17 protein-coding genes are annotated in these 20,949 nt (G+C 44.0%); 15 read left to right on the top strand and 2 right to left on the bottom strand.

Annotated features, from left to right (window positions below):
• Positions 1 to 84 precede the first annotated feature (84 nt).
• The 10 genes from prfB (at position 85) to NSQ43_RS14435 (ending at position 9,379) form a co-directional block, all read left to right on the top strand.
• A protein-coding gene (gene prfB / locus NSQ43_RS14480) for a peptide chain release factor 2 (protein ID WP_339254944.1) occupies positions 85 to 1,186 on the top strand; the annotation gives its coding sequence in 2 pieces (ribosomal slippage) (positions 85 to 156 and positions 158 to 1,186; 1,101 coding nt in all).
• 220 nt (positions 1,187 to 1,406) lie between these two features.
• Positions 1,407 to 1,736 (top strand): cytochrome c551, encoded by a 330-nt coding sequence (gene cccB, locus NSQ43_RS14475; RefSeq protein ID WP_339251320.1) that lies wholly within the window; start codon positions 1,407 to 1,409, stop codon positions 1,734 to 1,736.
• Positions 1,737 to 1,963: 227 nt separating this feature from the next.
• Positions 1,964 to 2,650 (top strand): cell division ATP-binding protein FtsE, encoded by a 687-nt coding sequence (ftsE, locus tag NSQ43_RS14470; protein WP_339251318.1) that lies wholly within the window; start codon positions 1,964 to 1,966, stop codon positions 2,648 to 2,650.
• A complete protein-coding gene (ftsX, locus tag NSQ43_RS14465; RefSeq protein WP_339251316.1) occupies positions 2,640 to 3,524 on the top strand; it encodes a permease-like cell division protein FtsX in 885 nt (294 codons plus the stop codon). The genes ftsE and ftsX overlap by 11 nt, the downstream gene beginning before the upstream one ends.
• A gap of 21 nt (positions 3,525 to 3,545) precedes the next feature.
• Positions 3,546 to 4,865 (top strand): peptidoglycan DD-metalloendopeptidase family protein, encoded by a 1,320-nt coding sequence (locus NSQ43_RS14460; RefSeq protein ID WP_339251315.1) that lies wholly within the window; start codon positions 3,546 to 3,548, stop codon positions 4,863 to 4,865.
• A 153-nt stretch (positions 4,866 to 5,018) separates the two neighbouring features.
• Positions 5,019 to 5,672 (top strand): hypothetical protein, encoded by a 654-nt coding sequence (locus NSQ43_RS14455; protein WP_339251313.1) that lies wholly within the window; start codon positions 5,019 to 5,021, stop codon positions 5,670 to 5,672.
• Positions 5,665 to 6,258 (top strand): redoxin domain-containing protein, encoded by a 594-nt coding sequence (locus NSQ43_RS14450; protein WP_339251311.1) that lies wholly within the window; start codon positions 5,665 to 5,667, stop codon positions 6,256 to 6,258. The genes NSQ43_RS14455 and NSQ43_RS14450 overlap by 8 nt, the downstream gene beginning before the upstream one ends.
• A 71-nt stretch (positions 6,259 to 6,329) precedes the next feature.
• Positions 6,330 to 7,772 carry a S41 family peptidase gene (locus NSQ43_RS14445; RefSeq protein ID WP_339251310.1) on the top strand — a complete coding sequence of 481 codons (1,443 nt, stop codon included), beginning with the start codon at positions 6,330 to 6,332 and terminating at the stop codon, positions 7,770 to 7,772.
• 146 nt (positions 7,773 to 7,918) lie between these two features.
• Entirely contained in the window at positions 7,919 to 9,088 is a 1,170-nt protein-coding gene (locus tag NSQ43_RS14440) for a PDZ domain-containing protein (protein ID WP_339251308.1), read from the top strand.
• A gap of 30 nt (positions 9,089 to 9,118) precedes the next feature.
• On the top strand, positions 9,119 to 9,379 hold the full coding sequence (locus NSQ43_RS14435; RefSeq protein ID WP_339254942.1) for a CsbA family protein: 261 nt from the start codon (positions 9,119 to 9,121) through the stop codon (positions 9,377 to 9,379).
• An 88-nt stretch (positions 9,380 to 9,467) separates the two neighbouring features.
• Here the strand turns inward: NSQ43_RS14435 and NSQ43_RS14430 are convergent, their stop codons facing one another.
• Together NSQ43_RS14430 and NSQ43_RS14425 are read right to left on the bottom strand one after the other, a co-directional pair.
• Positions 9,468 to 9,776: an AzlD domain-containing protein gene (locus NSQ43_RS14430; protein ID WP_339251307.1), complete on the bottom strand. Its 309-nt coding sequence runs from the start codon at positions 9,774 to 9,776 to the stop codon at positions 9,468 to 9,470.
• On the bottom strand, positions 9,776 to 10,498 hold the full coding sequence (locus NSQ43_RS14425) for an AzlC family ABC transporter permease (RefSeq protein ID WP_339251305.1): 723 nt from the start codon (positions 10,496 to 10,498) through the stop codon (positions 9,776 to 9,778). The genes NSQ43_RS14430 and NSQ43_RS14425 overlap by 1 nt, the downstream gene beginning before the upstream one ends.
• A 151-nt stretch (positions 10,499 to 10,649) precedes the next feature.
• On the opposite strand from NSQ43_RS14425, the gene NSQ43_RS14420 reads away from it, so the two are divergent.
• The 5 genes from NSQ43_RS14420 to NSQ43_RS14400 all read left to right on the top strand — a co-directional run bounded on the left by NSQ43_RS14420 (position 10,650) and on the right by NSQ43_RS14400 (position 20,913).
• Positions 10,650 to 11,270: a TVP38/TMEM64 family protein gene (locus NSQ43_RS14420; RefSeq protein ID WP_339251303.1), complete on the top strand. Its 621-nt coding sequence runs from the start codon at positions 10,650 to 10,652 to the stop codon at positions 11,268 to 11,270.
• 262 nt (positions 11,271 to 11,532) lie between these two features.
• On the top strand, positions 11,533 to 15,024 hold the full coding sequence (gene addB / locus NSQ43_RS14415) for a helicase-exonuclease AddAB subunit AddB (protein WP_339251301.1): 3,492 nt from the start codon (positions 11,533 to 11,535) through the stop codon (positions 15,022 to 15,024).
• On the top strand, positions 15,008 to 18,730 hold the full coding sequence (gene addA / locus NSQ43_RS14410) for a helicase-exonuclease AddAB subunit AddA (protein WP_339254941.1): 3,723 nt from the start codon (positions 15,008 to 15,010) through the stop codon (positions 18,728 to 18,730). Before addB ends, addA begins: the two co-directional genes overlap by 17 nt.
• Complete coding sequence (locus NSQ43_RS14405; protein ID WP_339251300.1) at positions 18,727 to 19,884, top strand: DUF418 domain-containing protein; 1,158 nt, start codon at positions 18,727 to 18,729, stop codon at positions 19,882 to 19,884. Before addA ends, NSQ43_RS14405 begins: the two co-directional genes overlap by 4 nt.
• A gap of 129 nt (positions 19,885 to 20,013) precedes the next feature.
• Positions 20,014 to 20,913 carry a fumarylacetoacetate hydrolase family protein gene (locus NSQ43_RS14400; protein ID WP_339251299.1) on the top strand — a complete coding sequence of 300 codons (900 nt, stop codon included), beginning with the start codon at positions 20,014 to 20,016 and terminating at the stop codon, positions 20,911 to 20,913.
• Positions 20,914 to 20,949 lie beyond the last annotated feature (36 nt).

Here is a 20,949-nt window from a genome sequence, read left to right as displayed (position 1 = left end):
CCGCCCGCCCCACGGAAAGCGCCGCCTGTAGCGGAAATCCGGTTTGTACACGATTCTATTCACTTTCAGGAGGAAACAACTATGATCGAATTATCCGATGTTCGTAACGAACTCGACAAAACAGCTAAGAAATTAGCGGACTTCAGGGGGTCTCTTTGACTTAGAAAACAAAGAGGCACGCATGCAAGAACTCGACGAAATCATGTTAGAACCAGGCTTCTGGGATAACCAGGATTCCGCACAAAAAGTCATCTCCGAATCAAACGCACTAAAAGCAACAGTCGGCTCATTCCATGAACTAAACGACACACAAGAAAACTTGGAAATGACACTCGAATTGCTCCGCGAAGAAGCTGACGAAGAACTCCAAGAAGAATTAGGAAAAGAACTGAAAGAATTCAAAAAGAAAATGGAAGACTTCGACCTGCAAATGCTCCTAAGCGACGAATTCGACAGCAGCAACGCCATCCTTGAAATCCACTCAGGAGCCGGCGGAACAGAATCACAAGACTGGGCTTCCATGCTGCTTCGCATGTATACACGCTGGGCAGAAGACCAAGGATACAAAGTGGAAACACTTGACTACCAAGCCGGCGATGAAGCAGGCGTAAAATCTGTCACATTGTCCATCAAAGGTCATAACGCATATGGGTACTTAAAAGCGGAAAAAGGCGTCCACCGTCTTGTCCGAATTTCACCATTCGACTCTTCAGGCCGTCGACACACATCCTTCTCGTCGATTGAAGTAATGCCTGAATTTGACGGCGATATCGACATCGAAATCAGAACGGAAGACTTGAAAATCGATACGTACCGTTCAAGCGGTGCGGGTGGTCAGCACGTCAATACGACGGACTCCGCTGTTCGTATCACACATATTCCGACTGGTGCAATCGTGACATGTCAAACGGAACGTTCACAAATTAAAAACCGTGAGCGCGCGATGAATCTCTTGAAAGCGAAACTTTACCAACTAAAAGTTGAAGAAGAAGAAGCTCGTTTGGCAGAAATCCGTGGAGAGCAAAAAGAAATCGGGTGGGGAAGCCAAATCCGTTCTTATGTATTCCATCCGTATTCCATGGTTAAAGACCACCGTACAAATGAGGAAACGGGTAACGTCGGAGCTGTCATGGACGGAGAAATCGACTTGTTCATCAATGCGTATTTACGTTCTAAAATTTCATAATATCGATAATAAAGTGCACTTCGGTGCGCTTTTTTATTTTGAGTTTAAAATCTCGATATATGTGTATAGTAAAAGGTAAAGGCAAGTATGAATCCGGAGAAAAACTTACCAATTTGTCATAAATTTGATAAATATGGACAGGCTGTGTTGAAGTTTACGATCCGGTTCCTTTGGTATACTAAGGACTGTAGCACAGCAATTAATGACAGGAGGAAAAACAATGAAGAACAAGCTTTTAGGAGTTATGTTTGGAGCAGCGCTTGTACTTGGTGCATGTGGCGGTGGTGGAAACAATGCAAGTGACAACGGCAATGGCAGTACTGCTGATGTAGATGCAGAAAAAGTTTACCAAGCAAGCTGCGCAAGCTGTCATGGTGGGAATCTCGAAGGACGCGGAACAGCCCCGGCTTTAGCGAATATCGGTTCTGAGTTATCAGAAGCTGAAATTCGTGACATTATCGAAAACGGTACACCAAACGGAATGCCTGGCGGTCTAATCAAAGGTGAAGAATTGGATGCCGTTGCAAAATGGCTATCTGAAAAGAAATAATACGAATAGTGACAAACGCAATGGGCGAACATGCCTATTGCGTTTTTTAATGGGCGAATTTATTTCCAAATAGACCCAACTCAAGAACTTTATTTACAGACCGCGAAAAATGTGTTAACATGTCGACCCAAATGAAATAAATCTGTAATAATTGCAGTGCTTATGCATGTTATAATGTGATTGTCGGGAAAAAATGTGGAATACAATAATATTCAGGTGGTTTTTAAATGATTGTGATGAAAGATGTATATAAAAAGTACCCAAATGGTGTCGTTGCGGCTAATGGCATAAATGTCGAAATCGGTCGTGGTGAGTTTGTTTACGTCGTCGGTCCAAGTGGGGCAGGTAAATCTACGTTCATCAAAATGATGTATAGAGAGGAAAGTCCTACGAAAGGCGACATAATCGTCAACGGCATTAACCTTGCAACATTAAGGAACAAACGGGTCCCTTATTTAAGAAGGCAGATTGGTGTCGTTTTCCAAGATTTTAAACTACTTCCGAAGTTGAATGTTTACGAGAATGTCGCTTTTGCCTTGGAAGTAATCGAGGAATCTCCAAAACAAATCCGAAAAAAAGTGAATGATGTTTTGGCGCTTGTCGGATTGACGCAAAAGGCCAGAATGTTTCCGAATGAATTATCAGGTGGAGAGCAGCAAAGGGTTTCCATTGCACGTTCCATCGTCAATGTACCAAAGGTCGTCATTGCGGACGAGCCTACAGGGAACTTGGACCCGGAAACTTCATGGGAAATCATGAAGATCTTTGAACAAATTAATGCAAGAGGCACGACAATTGTCATGGCCACGCATAATAAGGAAATTGTGAATACAATCAGACACCGTGTTCTTGTCGTCGATGGCGGGATGATCACGAGAGATGAATATGAAGGGGTTTACGGTTATGAAAGCTAGGACATTGGGGCGACATCTTAGGGAAAGCCTTAAAAGCCTTGGACGTAACAGCTGGATGACCTTCGCCTCTGTCAGCGCAGTAACTGTCACACTTTTGTTAGTCGGGGTGTTCATCGTCATCATGATGAACTTGAACCAACTTGCCGATAACCTTGAGAATGACGTAGAAATTAAAGTAATTGCAGAACCTGCAGCAGATGCCGAATCGGTTAAACAGTTGGAAAAAGAGATCAAAGCAACCTCGGGAGTGGCAAGTGTTATTTATGCCACACGGGATGAAGAACTTGATAAGATGATTAAGTCTTTCGGAGATGAACTTAATTTATATAAGCAAAGCAACCCCCTTGGAGATGCGTTTTACGTCAAAGCGACGGACCCTCATAGAACTGCCGAGATTGCCTTGAAAATCGATAAATATAACAACACATATAAGGTCGTTTATGGGGAAGGAAAAGTTGAGAAGCTGTTCAACGTGCTTAATTTAAGCAGGAATATTGGAATGGGACTCATCCTTGCATTATTGTTCACTGCTATGTTCTTAATCTCAAATACAATCCGTCTTACCATTGTGGCAAGAGGTAGGGAAATCGAGATTATGAAATTGGTAGGTGCGACAAATAGTTTCGTGCGAATTCCATTCGTGTTGGAAGGAATTTGGCTTGGTGTTTTAGGTTCGATCATTCCGATGATCGTTATTTCTGTTTCGTATTATGAGCTGTACCAACAATGGGAGCCGAGATTACAAAACGAGCTTTTTCAATTATTGAACGCAACACCATTCATCTTCCAAGTAAATGGACTTCTTCTGTTCATGGGAATCTTTATCGGTGTATGGGGTAGTTTTATGTCTGTTCGTAAATTTCTTAGAGCCTAATAGATTGGGAGTGTTGTAGTTTTGCAACATGACCAAAAGGGGGAAAATGAAAATTTGATGAAGCGCAGATGGTTTTTGGTAAGTATTATAGCAGTATTCATGTTTACAACGTTTGTCGGGGGAACAGAAGCCCTCGCAAGCAAATTAAATGATTTAAAGAAAGAACAAAAGCTGAATGAGATAAAAAAGAATGATCTTCAGTCTGATATTAAAAAGAAAGAAAATGAGATTAAAGCAATCGAAAAAAAGATTGATGACTTTATGAAACAAATTCTTTCATTGAACAAAGAAATTGAAGCGACAAATGCGAATATGAACAAAGTCATTGATAATATCAATCAAACGAATGAAGAGATTGATAAACTAAAAGAGTCGATTGCAGATTTGGAAAAGAAAATTGAAGAACGTGATGTCGTCCTTCGTGAGCGCGTCCGTGCTATGCAAGTAAAGGGGAGCAAAGTGAGTTACTTGGACGTCTTGCTTGGTGCTAATAGCTTCGCAGACTTCATCGACCGTTTTTCTGCTGTAACGACATTGATGGATGCCGACCGCGATATTATGCGTAGGCAACAGGAAGATATCGATCAGCTTGAAGTAGAGAAGGCGCTTGTTGAAAAGAAATTGGCAGAGTTGGAAGAAAGCAAGGCACAGTTGGAAAAATTGAAAGCTTCACTTGAGGCACAGAAAAAAGAGAAGAATAAATTGATTGACCAATTGGAAGCTGAACAGGAAAAGCTTTCACAGGAAAAGAAAGACCTTGAAGAAGAATACCATGATACGATTGAAATTGAGGCTGAGCTTGAAAAGGCAGTAATCGCGGAACAGAAACGTATTGCGGAATTAGCCCGTCAAGAAGAAGAGCGAAGACGGAAAGCTGCAGCAGCTGCGGCTGCGAAGAAACCGGGTTCATTGCCTAACGTGTCCAGTGGTTTTTGGACAAGACCGGCAAACGGTAGAGTCTCTTCACACTTCGGATGGCGAGTGCATCCGATATTCAAGACGAAACGTCAACATCGTGGGACTGACGTCGCCAATTCAGTTGGAACGCCAGTCGTGTCTGCAGCGGACGGAGTTGTTTCCTATGCAGGTCAAATGGGCGGGTATGGAAATGTGATCATGGTCACCCACTCATCGAATGGCAACATTTTCACAACAGTGTACGCGCATTTATCGAAAATCAATGTAAGTGTTGGACAAGTTGTCGATAAAGGTTCTCGCATCGGTGCACTCGGTAATTCCGGGAATTCAACAGGCCCACATCTTCATTTCGAAGTGCATGTCGGGAACTGGACAGCATCCGGTCCAAGTGCAGTAAATCCATTACGATATGTATCGTTTTAATAGAAATCCGCCCTATACATGGGCGGATTTATTTGTCATTACATATGACTTCACAAATAGTTACCATTTCCCCTTTAAACTGAAAGCTATGCTCTCGCAATTTGTTGGCATTTCATCTACCATAGGTGGTATAAGGTAAAAGGAGTTTTCCGTATGGTTGTTACGAAGCTTTACCTAATTGGTAATATGACAGTGCCATCCAACTATCTTGCACTCATTGTTGCCTTCATACTTGCATACAGTGTTATTCGGTTAAAGCTTGGAAAAGTTCCGGCTTCGTTGTTTAGTGACTCAGTTTTTTATATGCTTATAATTTGGAAGTTATCGGTGATTTTAACGGATTTCAGTACGGTGATCCGGGCACCTATATCCATTATATATTTCAATGGGGGATTTACCGGATTCAGTCTTGGATTGCTTTTCGTTGCCGGTCGAATTTGGTTTGACTGGAATCGGAGAAAAGTGGACACGAAATCTCTTCTTGCATTATTCATAGGAGCCGTAACAGTGCAGGCTCTATTCCAAGTGATGATGGTGTTGTTGAATAAAGGAAGTTTGATCGCTGGAATTGGTACTATAGTTATCTTTATTGCCCTAACAATTTTTGTCTGGAGAACTGAATTGGCAGAGGAACATATTGCCCTTGTTTCTGTGTTATTTATGGCGACGCATATTTTTGTCGCTGCGATTCAGCCAAAAGGATTGCTGAATCCTCCTCTATTCATCACTCTTATGATTGGCATGTTTTTTATATTGATCTTCAAGTTTACAAAAGTACACTCGGGACGGGGGAGCGAAATTGAATAAGAAAGTGATTGGATACATAATCGCTGCGCTGCTCATTGGCTCTATGATTGCAATTATGGTCAATACGAATTTGAAAAAGGCAGATCCGATTGATACGTCCGGAGTCATGGTTCAGTCCGATGTAGGATCCGAAATCGCGATGGAAGAAGTCGGTTTAAGGCAGGGGGACTTACCACCCGATTTCGAACTGACGACAGTGACTGGGGAAACGGTTAAGTTGTCGGACATGAAAGGAAAGAAAGTCATCCTGAATTTCTGGGCGACTTGGTGTCCACCATGCAAAGCGGAAATGCCGCATATGCAGAACTACTATAAGAATTCTGCCGATAAAGATAATGTGGAAATCCTCGCAGTCAATTTGACGACCGGTGAACATCGTGGAGTGAAAGCTGTCCAGGAATTCGTGGATTCTTACGGACTGACATTTCCGATTCCATTGGACGAAACAGGCGTAGTAGGGGAATCCTTTCAGGCATTTAGGATTCCTACAACATATATACTAAATACGGACGGTACGATTGCACATGTGCTAGTCGGACCTATGGATGAGTCGATGATGGAGAGGCTTGTCCAAGACCTTGATTGACAAAATACGGTTTTCTGTTGTCGTAACAGACCCGAGTTGTTCATATAGTGAACAGAGGAGGGAAGTTATCGATGCGCAGAAGCCGTTTTTTTGTGTTCGCATTATTAGCTGTAATAGCAGCAGGAGTATTCTTGGTGTTAGACGGCTGTTCAGCTGAAAAAGGGAAAAGTGCGGACGTGGCAATGAAGGAAATGTTCCCTGTTATTAATGAGGCTTATAACATCATTCAGGAGAATGCGGTGTACCAGGTCGAAGGGGACAGGCTAATTGAGGGTGCACTGCGTGGAATGGCGGATACAATCGGTGATCCATATTCGACGTATCTGTCTGAAGAAGAGGCCGCTTCTCATCGGGAGTCGTTAGCTGGTGAAAAGTTGGGAATCGGAGCTGAAATTACACGGTCTGGCGGAAAGTATATCATTGTTGCTCCAGTAAAAGGGTCTCCAGCTGAAAAGGCAGGACTACAGCCTTACGATGAGATTGTACGTATTAACGGCGAGCCGTTAGGTGGGATGACGCTTCAAGATGTCGTCAAGAAAATCAAGGGAAAGGCGGGAACCACAGTCGCTTTGACGATCTACCGGCCGGACTTAGGCAAGCATCTTGAATTGAAAGTGATGCGTGATGTCATTCCGGTTAAGACGGTAACTGCTGAGTTAATGGAAGAGAGGGGCAAGAAATTCGGTTACATAGCATTGACAATGTTTGGTGATGAAACGGCCGATGAATGGAAAAAGGCAACGGATGAGATGATAGCTGGTGGGGCAGAGGCGTTGATTATTGACGTTAGGGGAAATCCTGGTGGATATTTACGAGCTGTTGCCCAAGTGGCGGGAAGTTTGCTGCCGGATGATTCGATCTATGCTTATATGCAGAATGCCGAAGGACAATTGACGCCGCTTGTTGTCGAAAAGTCCGAAAAGTTTACTTATGACGAAAAACTGAAAACTATACCGGTTGTTCTTCTGCAAGACAAAGGAAGCGCGTCGGCGAGTGAAGTGTTGAGTGGTGCTTTAAAGGATTTACGCCGTGGCTTTATCATCGGTAATGTGAGTTTCGGAAAAGGGACCGTACAAGATACGATGGAGCTCTCAAATGGCGGGGAAATGAAACTTACCACTCATAAATGGCTGACACCGAAAGAGACATGGATACATGGAAAAGGTGTCGATGTCGATCTTGAATCGGAACAGGATAAGCTATTCACGGAACATATCCGTTTCTCGACGGATGTGTATGCAGAAGGCGCTTACCATGAGGACATTTCATATGCCCAGAAACTATTAGTCGGACTTGGTTATGCGGTTAACAGAGAAGACGGCTATTTTGACGAGTCAACAGCCCTCGCAGTGCATGCATTCCGTGTAGATTCAAAGCTTCCGACAGAGAATATAATGGACCGGAAATTCTTTGCCGCCCTAAGGGAAAGAGTGGAAAATCACCGTAAAGATAAAAAGAATGATATCCAGCTGCAGGTTGCTATTGGGTATGTCCACCATTTATTAAATAATTAAGATGAAAGGCCTTTGTTTATGACGAAGGCTTTTTTGTTGTTAGGCTTGTAGATTGTGAGAAAATTTTTGGGCTTCCTACACGTAGGCGCATTCTTTTGATACAATAAAGAATAATCATGTTTTCGGGGATGGGATGGTGACGATTAATGAGTGAAAACGTAATAGTGGATTTGTTAAAAGCGGTAGGCTTATTTTTCTTGAATCCTGTTTGGTTGATTGCCATCGGCGTGGCGGTCGGGTTAGGGTATTTCCGTGTAAAAAAGGAACGGCGAAGCTTCCTTGTACGCTTGCATCCCGGCTTGACGGAAATGAAAAAGCTGTTAACTGAATCATGGGTGCCTGCTTTGATTCTCTCGCTCCTTATAGCGGGCGTCGGTTTGACCGTCGAAGTTTCCTGGATTGTCCTTTTTTCAGCAATCGCTATTTTATCCATGGTTTCGTTCTTTTATCAAACTGCATCACCGATATACTTTGCAACAATCGCGTTTTTCGGTTTATATGCACTTCAACGATTCATGCCTGATTTTACATTTCGTGGATGGAGTCCGGGAAGCGTTAATCTGTTAGGTGAGATGGCATTGACGGTAGCTGTCATTGCAGGGCTTTTCCTAATCGCAGAAGGTTTCCTCGTTCGCCGACATTCTGGTGTCTATGCATCCCCTTTCCTCACATCAACGAATCGTGGATTGCGGGCTGCTGCTTACAAGTCAAAACGGCTATGGCTTTTACCGATTGTATTTCTTGTGCCTGGGGACTTCTTGTCGGCTTTCACGCCATATTGGCCACAGTTCACATTGGGAGAAACAACATTTAGCTTTCTTCCAGTGCCAATAATTATCGGCTTCTCCCAAGTTGCACGGGCAAGCTTCCCGGATGTCTTGTTCCCTAAAATTGGACAAGCTGTTACACTACTTGGATCGATTGTCGTCATTATTGGAATAGCTGCCTTTTGGCTGCCGATTTTAGGTTGGGTTGCTCTTTTGGTCGGTTTTCTGGGCAGAGTGGCGATTACTATCTTTTTCGCAGTACGTGAACGGAATGGTGGATTTGCCGCAGCTCCGAAACCGGCGGGAGTTATCATAGCAGGGATTTTGCCTGAATCTCCAGGGGAAAAGCTTGGTCTGATGCCTGGCGAATGCATCAGGTCGGTGAATGGCATACAGGTTACAAATGAAAAGGAATTATATGATGCCATACAGGTGAATGCTGCGCATTGCCGTTTGCAAGTTATAGGCCGTGACGGAGAAGTACGTCTTATGCAACAAGTGCTGTATCGCCACGATCACCATCGATTGGGACTGTTAGTCGTCCGTTAATCCATTCGGAAGGATAGGTGAAAAATGGATATTGCCACATTGGAAACGAAATTGATACTCGCGCTTTTACTTCCGGGGTTGCTTGTTGTATTTTTTACAAGGGTCACCTTCCATCATGTTGTCGGGCTTGCGCTAACGATTGCACTTATTGCGGCATCTGTTTACGCGGGATATACACATAACTGGATCCTTTATGTGGCAGATGCGCTCTCGCTCACTGTCGGTTTTTGGTATGCGACACGAATGGTGAAAAGGGCGAGGAAGAAAGGCAACGAGCTTGATGAAGAGTAGTTGATAGTATAAATAAAAAGAGGCATATTCTTTTCTTAATTGAATAGAATATGCCTCTTTTTGTATAAATTAAACTGGGTAAACCCAATTATATAAACAAGCCATAAATTGCAAGGACACCGATTGTTCCAAGGACGACTGACATGACTCCTCCTCCAAGAAATGCAATAAGGAATGCTGTTCCGGCTCCTATGATGCCGAAAAGGATATTGCCTTCCTGCACGAAAAGAATTGCAGGGAAGATTAGAGCCCCCAATACTGCATATGGGATATTGCCAAGGACGCCGCTGATGATCGGAGGCAATTCCTTTCCATCAAGAATAGTGAGCGGCACCATTCTTGGAAGATACGTCACGATTGCCATTCCTGCTAACATCCACCAGTATGAAGTTCCCATTAGTCAACCTCCTTTTCTATGAAGTGGCTGTCAGCATTTTTTCCCCGTCGAGAATAAATAACTTCCACCAAAATTGCCGAGCTAAGTGTTGAGACAAGAATCGCCCAGCCAGTCGATAGGAGTTCACCGAAGTAGATGATACAGTGAATGGCTGCAGCGAGTGCCGCAAGCATGACAACTTTACGATTGCCTTTCATCGTAGGTACAAGCAGTCCGATAAACATTGCGTATAAGGCAATGGACATGGCAACTTGAAGGAAATCGGGCAAATTCGCTCCAATAATGTAGCCTACTGCGGTGAAGATTACCCAGCTTCCATACGCGATTGTTGTAACTCCGAAGGCGAAAGCCGTAGTGATTTTCTCTTCTTTCCGTGTGGCAAGAACTGAAAAGGACTCGTCCGTAATGCCGAATGCATAAATTGATTTAATCCATTTTGGTGCTCGATGCATCTTTTCATTCAAGGAAGCCGTCATAAGAAAGTGCCGGATGTTGACGATGAATGTGTTAATGACGATTGTGATTGGGTCGACACCGAAATTGATAAGACTAAGTGATATGTATTGGGATGCACCAGCATAGACGAAAATGCTCATTGCGGTTGCTTCAATGAGTGAGAGTCCTGTCGTTTTAGCAAGCAATCCGAACGTTAAGGCGATTGGAAAATAGCCGATTGCAATGCTGAGTCCGGTTTTCAGTCCGGACATGAATTGATTATTCATAGAATAGTCACATCTTTCTTGTATGTATAACCGAAATTATACTATAAATTTGTGTTTTGGTGGTATTCTATAAGGAAAATGGGAATAGTTGAACTAAGAGTCTATTAATGGGAGTTAGTTCAGGGAATTGCATATGACGAGGGTGTTGTGAATGAGTGAATGGTTAGATGTTGATAAAATAAGTGAGTTAGCTGCACAATATAAGGCGCTTGGACCGTTGATCGGACTTTTGCTGCCTTTCATAGAATCGTTTTTGCCTTTTTTACCGCTTTTCGTATTTGTCATAGCGAATACAGTTGCCTATGGGATTTGGTATGGTTTCATTTTGTCATGGGCAGGGACGGTTGTAGGATCTTATGTTGTATTTTTGATAATTAGAAAGTATGGTAGAAATCGTTTTTTACGTTTTTTGACGAAGCATGAGCGGGTTCAGCGATTGATCGGCTGGGTGGAGCGGAATGGCTTCGGGCCGTTGTTCATATTGCTTTGTTTTCCGTTTACGCCGTCTGCACTTGTGAATCTTGTGGCGGGCTTGTCGAATATGAAGAAGAAGAGTTATTTGGCGGTTCTTTTAGCGGGGAAGTTCGTTATGATATTCACGATTGGATTCATTGGATATGATTTGAAGGCTTTGTTGACACAGCCGATCCGTACTGCGATTGTTGTGGGGATTATCGTGTTGTTATGGGCAGTGGGGAAATATTTTGAGAAGCGTCTTGATAAGAGAGTGAAAGAGGAGTCGAGTACGCTGTTTTTTGATGATGAAGAGTGAGGGTGTTGCGTTTTATGCATGAGAATTCGAAGTTATGCGTGTTTGGCGTGATTTATGCGTGAGAATTCGGGATTATGCGTGTTTTGTGAGATATATGCGTGAGAGTTCGAGTTTATGCGTAATTGGATGAGTTTATGCGTTTTTTGATTATAGGCTTACCTTAAAAAGGTATGGTGTAAATAGTTCCTGTCGTCCTATTCTTTCGGTACAATGAAAGATAGGGAGATAGGAATTTTTTATTTTGATAGGAGGGATGAGGGCGATGACTTTGCGTTTTGTAACGGGAAGGGCCGGGACGGGGAAGACGACGTTGATAGAACGGGAGATTGCGGCTGAGCTTGAACGGGACCCGCTGGGATCTGCAATCGTTTTGATTGTCCCGGATCAGATGTCGTATTCGATGGAACAAAGTTTGTCGGTCAATTTCGGTTTAAATGGAATTATCCGGGCGCAAGTGTCGACATTTAAACGGCTTGCTTGGCGAGTTCTGCAGGAAACGGGAGGCATTACGCGCAAGGAAGTCGATGGGTTCGGATATCGGATGCTTGTGCGAAGTGTATTGGAAGAAAATCGTGATGAGCTGAAACTGTTCCGGCAGGCTGCCAATAAAAGAGGATTCACCGAAAAAATCGGGGACCTTATGAAAGAGTTCAGCAGGTATTGCTTGGATCATGAATCGCTAAACGGCTTACAACAGGAACTATTAGCTAACGACGCGCCTCGTACATTGCAAGATAAGGTTAGTGATTTGACTCTGCTTCTTACGAAAATTGAGGAGCGCCTTGGGACAGCGTATGTGGATAGTGAGGGGCATCTTGCTTTATTGACTTCACAAATTAAGCATTCGGAACTGGTAAATGGCGCGGATATTTATATAGATGGATTTGAGAGTTTCACGGCAAGGGAGTATGAAATAATTACCGAATTGCTGAAGTACGGGAATCGGGTCACTGTTGTGCTTCCGATGGAGTCGGATTTAACGGGGCATGCAGACCATGAGCTGTTCTTCAATCCTGTTCGGACGTCGTTGAGACTAAGGGAGATTGCGCGTAATGAATCTGTGGACATTGAGGAAGGCATCCATTTAGGGCAAGCACTCCGGTTCAAGAACGAGGAACTCAGACATTTCGAAAGGGAATTTGACCTGTATCCTCCGAAGGAAAGACCGTCCGAAGGTGCAATAACTTTAATAGAAGCGACGGATCGCCGTGCGGAAATTCATGCAGTGGCAAGGAAAATCCGTGAGCAAGTGATGCGGGGCAAGCGTTACAAAGGAATTTCCATTTTGTACAGACAGCCGGAAAAGTATGATGAATTAATCGAAACGATTTTTTCGCAATACGATATCCCTGTATTCATCAGTAGGAAAAAACCGATGCTCCACCACCCTCTCATTGAGTTTTCACGTTCTGTTTTAGAGGCTATGACTTCAGGTTGGACGTATGAGACCGTATTCCGGGCGGTGAAGACGGATTTGTTCTTTCCGCATAGGGAAGACAAGCTCATTTGGCGTGAACGTGCGGATCGGCTTGAAAACTATGTCATCGCGAACGGAATTTACGGGAAGCGGTGGATGGAGGACATTCGCTGGAAGGTGAAGCGATATCGAGGATTGGAATTGCACACGACTGTACAGACCGATGAGGAGTTGCAGCAAGAGCGGGAGTTGCATGCGATAAGGGATTTGATACGTGAGCCTTTGAATGATTTTGAAGCAAGTTTAAAACGGGCCAAAAGTGGAAGGGATTTCGCGGCAGCGATGTTTTCATTCATGGAATATTTGCATGTATTTGATAAAATCATCGATTTGCGGGCGGAAGAAGAGCGTTCCGGTAGGCTGCTGAATGCGACAGAGCATGAGCAGGCATGGAATTCGTGGATTAATGTCCTTGATCAGTTCGTTCTCATGTTTGGTGATAAGGAAATGGAGCTGAAAGAGGCGGCACGGATTTTGGATGAAGGGTTCGATACGCTTGAATTTACACGGATCCCACCTTCTCTCGATCAAGTGACTGTGACGACGATCGAACTTGCAAGTTTGATGGAAATTGAAGTCGGGTTCATCATCGGTGTGAATGACGGTGTTCTTCCGCAACGTGTCGATGCTGAAGGACTTCTTTCCGATTCAGACCGGGAATGGTTTTCGAAAAGCGGCATTGAACTTGCTCCATCTTCCAAGATGAAACTGATGGATGAATCGTATATGGCATACAGGGCGTTTACGTCTGCGAGGGAGAAGCTCTTTATCTCCTATCCGATTGCGGATGAGGAAGGGAAATCACTTTTACCATCGCTTTACATTCAACGCATTTCGCAGTTATTTCCGAATATAGGTTTACAGTTGGCGGTTTCAGATCCATCTGAGCTATTGGATAATGGTGAGCAGATCGATTACATCATTCACCCAAGAACTGCTTTGCCGTATGTATCGATGAAGGTTAAGGAAGCGGAAAAAACAGGACAGCTTGAAGCAGAATGGAAGGCTGTTCTTGACTATTACGAGGATGATCCGTTATGGTCTTCCGTGCTTAAACATATAACAAAATCCCGGAATAGCCGAAATGAGACCGAACGGCTTGCTCCTGAAATGACGGAAGGTCTGTACGGCAAGTCATTCGTTTCAAGTGTTTCACGGGTGGAGTCGTATTACAGCTGTCCGTTCCAGCATTTTGCGTCCTATGGGTTAGGGCTGCAGGAACGGATGGAATATACATTGGAAGCTCCTTCGATCGGTGACCTGTTCCACGCCGGATTGAAATGGATTTCTGATGAGATGAATCGGACAGGTAAGTCTTGGACTGAATTATCGAAGGAACAATGCTGGCAACTGTCAAGAGATGCAATGGAATTCATTACACCAATGTTTTTCAACCGCATCTTGCTATCGACGAGCCGCTATCATTATATCCGAAGAAAACTGACCCATATCCTAACAAGGACAATCTTTGCCCTTGGGAAGCAGGCGACGAAAAGCATGTTCCGACCGGTTGCCATCGAAGCCGCATTCGGACCTAATGAGCAGTTGCCGCCTTTGGAGATCCCTCTTCGCCGTGGCAATAAAATGAATCTTCGTGGTCGGATAGATCGCATAGACGCGACTGAAATTGATGGAAAAAATTATTTAAGGGTTATCGACTACAAATCATCAGCCAAACAACTCGATTTGACAGATGTCTATTATGGCGTCTCCTTACAGATGCTGACGTATTTGGATGTCGCGGTTGAACATGCGGAGGAATGGATTGGATTCAAGGCGGATCCAGCGGGCGTATTGTACTTGCATATCCATAATCCGATGATCAGAACGGATTTGGAGCTGACCGAAGATTTAATTGAACAGGAGATCATAAAGTCGTATAAAATGCGTGGGTATTTATTGGATGACACGGAAGTCGTCTTAGGAATGGATGCACAGTTAGGCAAAACGTCTACGGTCATCCCGGCAGCTTTGAAGACGGATGGAACATTTTCAAAAACTTCAAGGGTGCTTGCACCGGATGATCTGCAACTTGTAAGGAAATTCGTGAGACACAGACATCAACAGGCTGGCGACGGGATGCTTGCCGGCGATACACGGGTCTATCCGTATAAATTGAAGGATAAGATGCCTTGCCAATATTGCTCCTATCGATCGGTTTGCCAATTCGATCCGACCAATCCGGAACAACTGTACCGCCAATATGAAGATATGAAACCTGAGGAGACACTCTCGAAAATGCGAAAGGAAGTGATGGATGATGGACATTCCAGTTAAACCGGCTGACGTTACGTTTACCGATGCGCAATGGAAGGCGATTTGGGCGACTGGCAAGGATATTCTTGTATCTGCTGCGGCCGGTTCCGGGAAAACGAAAGTGTTGATAACACGGATGATTGAAAAGGTGTTAAGTACGACAAATCCAATTGATGTCGATGAATTGCTTGTCGTCACATTTACGAATGCCGCTGCGGCTGAAATGCGTCACCGGATGGCTGAGGCCCTTGAGGAAGCGATTGCCGTCAATCCGGACTCAATCCATCTTCGCAGGCAATTGAACCTTTTGAATAAAGCTCAGATATCCACATTGCACTCATTCTGTCTCAATGTTGTTAAACAGTATGCCTATCTACTTGATATAGATCCGGGTTTTCGTATCGCTGATAGCACGGAAGCGGCGTTGCTACGCGATGATACAATCGGGGATGTACTTGAAGACGCATATAATGCAGAGAATCCCGAAGCGATGTATCGTCTCGCGGACAGCTTCACATCAGATCGCAATGATCAGTCGATCGAGACCTTAATCGATAAGCTCTATGATTATTCAAGGGTTCATCCTTCTCCTGAAAGATGGCTACGGATGATTCCGATGCAATATGAGATCGGTGAAGATATAACGATCGATGAACTCGATTTTGTAGGTCCGTTGAAGACGGCAATCCGTCATACACTCGAAGAAGCGATTGCATTGACTGAAGATATGAAACGCATTGCACTGATGCCTGAAGGTCCGGAGCCGCTTGTCGCAACCGCAGATGCTGATTTGCAATGGATAAGGGAGGCGAAGCGGCGAATCGAGGAGGGCACATGGGAGGAAACGTATTCATTCTTCGGTTCATTGACGTGGGTCAAAGCGGGGACAATCCGAAAAAACACATGTGATGAGGAATTGGCAAAACGAGCAAAAGCGATTAGGGATTCTGTGAAGAAAATTATAAATTCATTGAAAGAATCCTATTTTGCCCGTACGCCAGCACGTCTATTGGATGAAATACGTCTAATGGCTCCTGCGATGCATACACTCGTCGGGTTGGTCATAGATTTCGGAGAACGCTATGGACAAGTCAAGTTGGACAGGGGACTTGTGGATTTCTCGGATTTGGAGCATTTCGCGTTGCAAATTCTTGCGAAGGAAGTAGACGGTGAACTAGTACCTTCTGATATTGCGACAGATTATTTAAATCGATTCGCGGAAGTTCTTGTTGATGAATACCAGGACGTAAACTTGCTGCAAGAGGCGATTATCCAATTGGTGAAGCGAGGCAGTGAAGCGGATGGGAATTTGTTTATGGTTGGAGATGTGAAACAGTCGATTTACCGTTTCCGATTGGCGGAACCAGGGTTATTTCTTGGGAAATATGGTCGGTTTACGTCGAATGATGGCGAAAATGGATTGAAAATCGATTTGAACGCAAACTTCAGAAGCCGTAAAGAAGTCTTGGATGCAACGAACTTCATTTTCTCCCAAGTAATGGGGAAACGTGTCGGGGAAGTTGACTATGACGATGCAGCTGCGTTGAAATATGGTGCACGTTATCCTGAAAAGGAAACTGCGGCGGCTTTGACCTTACTTTATGAGGATGAGGAAGAAATCGACGCGGAAATCGATAATGAGGCAACGGAGTTAACTGGGCAAAGCCTGAAAAGTTCGCAGGTGGAAGCACGGTATATGATAAAACGCATTAAAGATCTAATGGCAAGTGGTGCGGAAGTGACAGATGCATTCACTGAAAAGCGCAGACCTCTTGAATACAGGGATATTGTCATTCTAATGCGTTCTATGAGCTGGTCAGGCGAAATTGCGGAAGAGTTTAAGCTTGCAGGCATACCGATTTACGCCGAATTATCACGTGGTTATTTTGACGCAATTGAAGTGATGATAATGCTCAATACATTACGTGTCATTGATAATCCTTACCAAGATATCCCGCTTGCATCCGTACTACGTGCGCCATTTGTCGGCATGACGGAAAACGAATTATCCCAAGTCAGACTTGCCGCTAAAAATAAGCCGTTCTATGAGGCATTGAAGCTATTCATGGCAACAGGTGGTGCGGGAATAGCTCCTGCAACACAGGAGAAACTGCAACGCTTTTTCCTTATGTTCGAAGACTGGCGAAATCAGGCGCGCCGGGGTTCACTATCCGATCTTATATGGCAAGTTTTTTCGGATACCCATTATTATGAAATGGTAGGGGCGATGCCGAACGGAAAGCAACGTCAAGCGAACTTAAGGGCGCTGCATGACCGTGCAATTGACTACGAAAAGACATCATTCCGTGGACTGTTCCGCTTTTTGCGTTTCATCGACAGGATGCAGAAGCGTGGAGATGATCTTGGAGCAGCGCGTTTTGTCAGCGATACGGAGGATGTCGTCCGCATTATGACTATCCATTCATCGAAAGGTCTTGAGTTCCCTTATGTTTTCATCGCTGGGGCAGGTAGACAGTTCAATAAGATGGATTTCAACGAACCGTATTTATTCGACCAGCATTTCGGTCTTGCTGTAAAAGCGATTGATCCAGATCTTCGGATTACGTATACATCTTTGCCTTTCCTTGCTATGAAAGAGAAAAAGGAGCTTGAGATGCGTGCGGAGGAGATGCGAGTTCTTTACGTAGCGATGACGAGGGCGAAAGAGCATCTCGAGATTATTGCATCTGTAAAGGATATTGAAAGAAGAATCGGCAAATGGCAGGATGCACAGTTGTTGGAATCTGGCGCTATGCTGCCGGAATACACGAGATCTCGTGCAAATGGCTATTTGGATTGGATCGGACCTGCGATTGCAAGACATTCGGATTTCGAGAAGTTTGGTGTTATGTATGGCGGTAGTTTGACCCCTGATTCATCCAAATGGGAGATTTCCGCATATCCGGTTTCTTCATTTGTGGATACCGAAGCCGATTCGGAGGAAACTGCTGAAACAGAGGGACTGATTCCTATGGATGAAGCTTCAGAAGGGTATTGGTCTGCCGAAGTAAAGCGGAGATTCGATTATGTTTACCCGTATATGGCATCTGTTTCGAAGCGCTCCAAGCAGACGGTTAGTGAGTTGAAGAGGGTTTCGCTTCTTGAGCGGGAGGATGAATTCGATGATTTCTTTGCTTTTAGAGATGATGAAGTGAGTACCCCGTATTTGCATACCCGTCCTTCATTCATGCAATCTAGGGCATTGTCTGGTGCAGAAATCGGTACTGCCATGCATACAATCATGCAGCACATCGATATGACTAAATCCCACTCCTTACAAGAAATTGAACGATTTATAACCGAATTAACGGCACGTCAATTACTTACCGAAGACGAGGCGAAAGCGGTAGATGTGAAGAAGGTCTTTCGGTTTTTTGAATCTCCGATATTCACACGTTTATCACAATCGGATCGTATTCTTAGGGAAGTTCCATTTACGTATGCTTTCGATGGAAAAGACGGCGATCATCAGATTTTACAAGGGATTGCCGATTGCTTATTCAAAGAAGAGGATGGTTGGGTGTTATTAGACTATAAGACCGACCGGATACGAGGCCTCTTTACGAATGAGGTAGATCTTGTTGATGAAATGCAGAAACGCTATGGCATCCAGTTAAGCCTTTATAAGAAGGCCGTCGAGTCGATTGCAAAAATACAAATAAAAGAAATGGTCCTCTATTTGTTTGACGGGGAGAGGATTATGCAAATTCAGGAGGAATCCGTTTGAAAGTATCACCAACAATTGGCAATAGAATAGATTCATTGGATATGCTGAGGGGCTTTGCGCTCCTTGGAATTCTACTAGCGAACATGTTAACTTTCCATTCACCCTATTTTTATATTGATCCGCCAACCTATTTCGGGACACCGGGTGATTATGAGTCTTTCAAGTTAATCAATATTTTTGTAGAGGCAAGTTTTTACCCGATATTCGCGATGCTATTCGGCTATGGACTGAATATGCAATATGAGAAGGCAAGCGGCGCGAATTATGCTTCGATGATGGCGAGACGGCTTGCCATACTATTGGCTTTCGGTATCGTTCATGCCATATTCGTTTGGTCGGGAGATGTACTATTTACGTACGCCATAATGGGGTTCATCATGATTGCGGCCGTTAGAATACCAAAAAAGTGGATTTTATGGATTGCAGCAATAGTCTATTTGATCCCTTCGTTGCTACTGATTGGTATCATCTATTTCATAACTAAAGTTAATCCCAATCAGCTGATGGAAGGTTTCGCGGATATCCAGCAAATTGAATTGGCAATTACCGCGTACGGACATGGGACATATGGTGAAGTGCTTGCATTCAGGTTTACTGAATGGTTACTGTTCGGAATGACCGGCACATTTACAGGAGTTTTCATGATTCTCCCGCTTCTTATGATAGGGGCCGCCTTCTCCAAGATGAAGTTATTTGAACGAGCTTCAGAATGGAAAGGGCGAATTGCCCTCGTTACTCTATTAAGCCTGACAATTGGGTTTTTCATTAAATCATGGCCATATATGGACACCCACACATACTACAATACGTTGATCCAACAACTAATTGGAGGTCCAATATTGGCGATCGGCTATGCAGGCGTCATTATCCTTTTATGCCAATTACCTATTTTCATGAACATCTTCCGACCGGTTTCAAAAGCGGGTAGAATGTCGTTGACGACGTACCTGATGCAATCTGTTGTCGCGACACTTATATTTTACAGTTACGGATTCGGTCTATACGGAAAAGTGGATATACAGACTGGAACTATGATTGCGATTGGCATCTTTGTCATTCAAGTAATTTTTGCGGAACTATGGCTGATGAAGTTCAGAATGGGTCCGTTTGAGTGGCTATGGCGCAAAGGGACATACGGCAAAGATATCTCTTGAAGAAATAGGAAGAAAAAAGAGGAGAACGGGAAGGTTTTGTAGAATTATTGGATATATGGGCGAAGATGCTTGTATATGGTTGACTAAACATAGGTTTTATCCAAAATATGAGGAAGGATGGGCTTGTACATGAAACTTTTATCGTTCCGGTTTGAAGGGAAAACATTATTCGGTCCGAAAGTGAAAAAAGAGGAAGCGGTCTGGGATGTGAAATCAATTGCCGAGGCATTCGGTGAAAAGGATTTCCCTTCAACTATCATCGAGGGAATCGCAGGAGGTTTGGAGTTTGTTGAAAAGGTAAGGAAACTTGCCGAACAGGCTCGAAACAGTGAAAATCCGGAACAATTCAAACATGCTTTTACGGATATCGAGTGGCTTTCTCCGATACCAAGGACGCCGAAAAATGTACTTTGTGTCGGTAGGAACTACGCTGAACATGCGGCGGAAATGGGCGCGGATACACCACCTGAAAAACTGATGATTTTTACAAAATCACCGACTACGATTGCTGCTGACGAACAGGATCTTCCAATACACGCCGATCTTACGGAGAACATGGATTATGAAGGGGAATTGGCTGTTGTAATCGGTAAGAAAGGAAGTAAAATCCCTAAACAACTTGCCTATGACCATGTTTTCGGCTATACCATTGCAAACGACGTGTCTGCACGAGATATCCAATACGCCCATAAACAGTTCTTCCTTGGGAAAAGCTTGGACGGGACTTGTCCGATGGGGCCGTATATCGTGACGAAGGATGAAATTCCGAATCCGCATCAGCTTTCGATTGCAACAAAGGTGAATGGTGAAGTGCGCCAAAATGGGAATACAGCTGATATGATTTTTAAAATAGATGAGTTGATTGCTGAAATCTCGAAATTCGTCACGCTTGAGCCGGGCGATGTCATTCTTACTGGAACACCAGCAGGGGTAGGTAAGGGAATGAACCCACCGAAATATCTAAAGGCGGGAGATACCGTGAAGATTTCCATCGAGGGAATCGGTACGCTTGTAAATCGTTTCGTGTAAACCTTTTTTCTATATTGGAAAGCCTTTCTATGATAG

The organism is Sporosarcina sp. FSL W8-0480 (assembly GCF_037963765.1).
Classification (GTDB): Bacteria; Bacillota; Bacilli; order Bacillales_A; family Planococcaceae; genus Sporosarcina.
The sequence above is the reverse complement of the archived record's forward strand: the minus strand, read 5'-3'. Positions and strand labels throughout refer to the sequence as shown.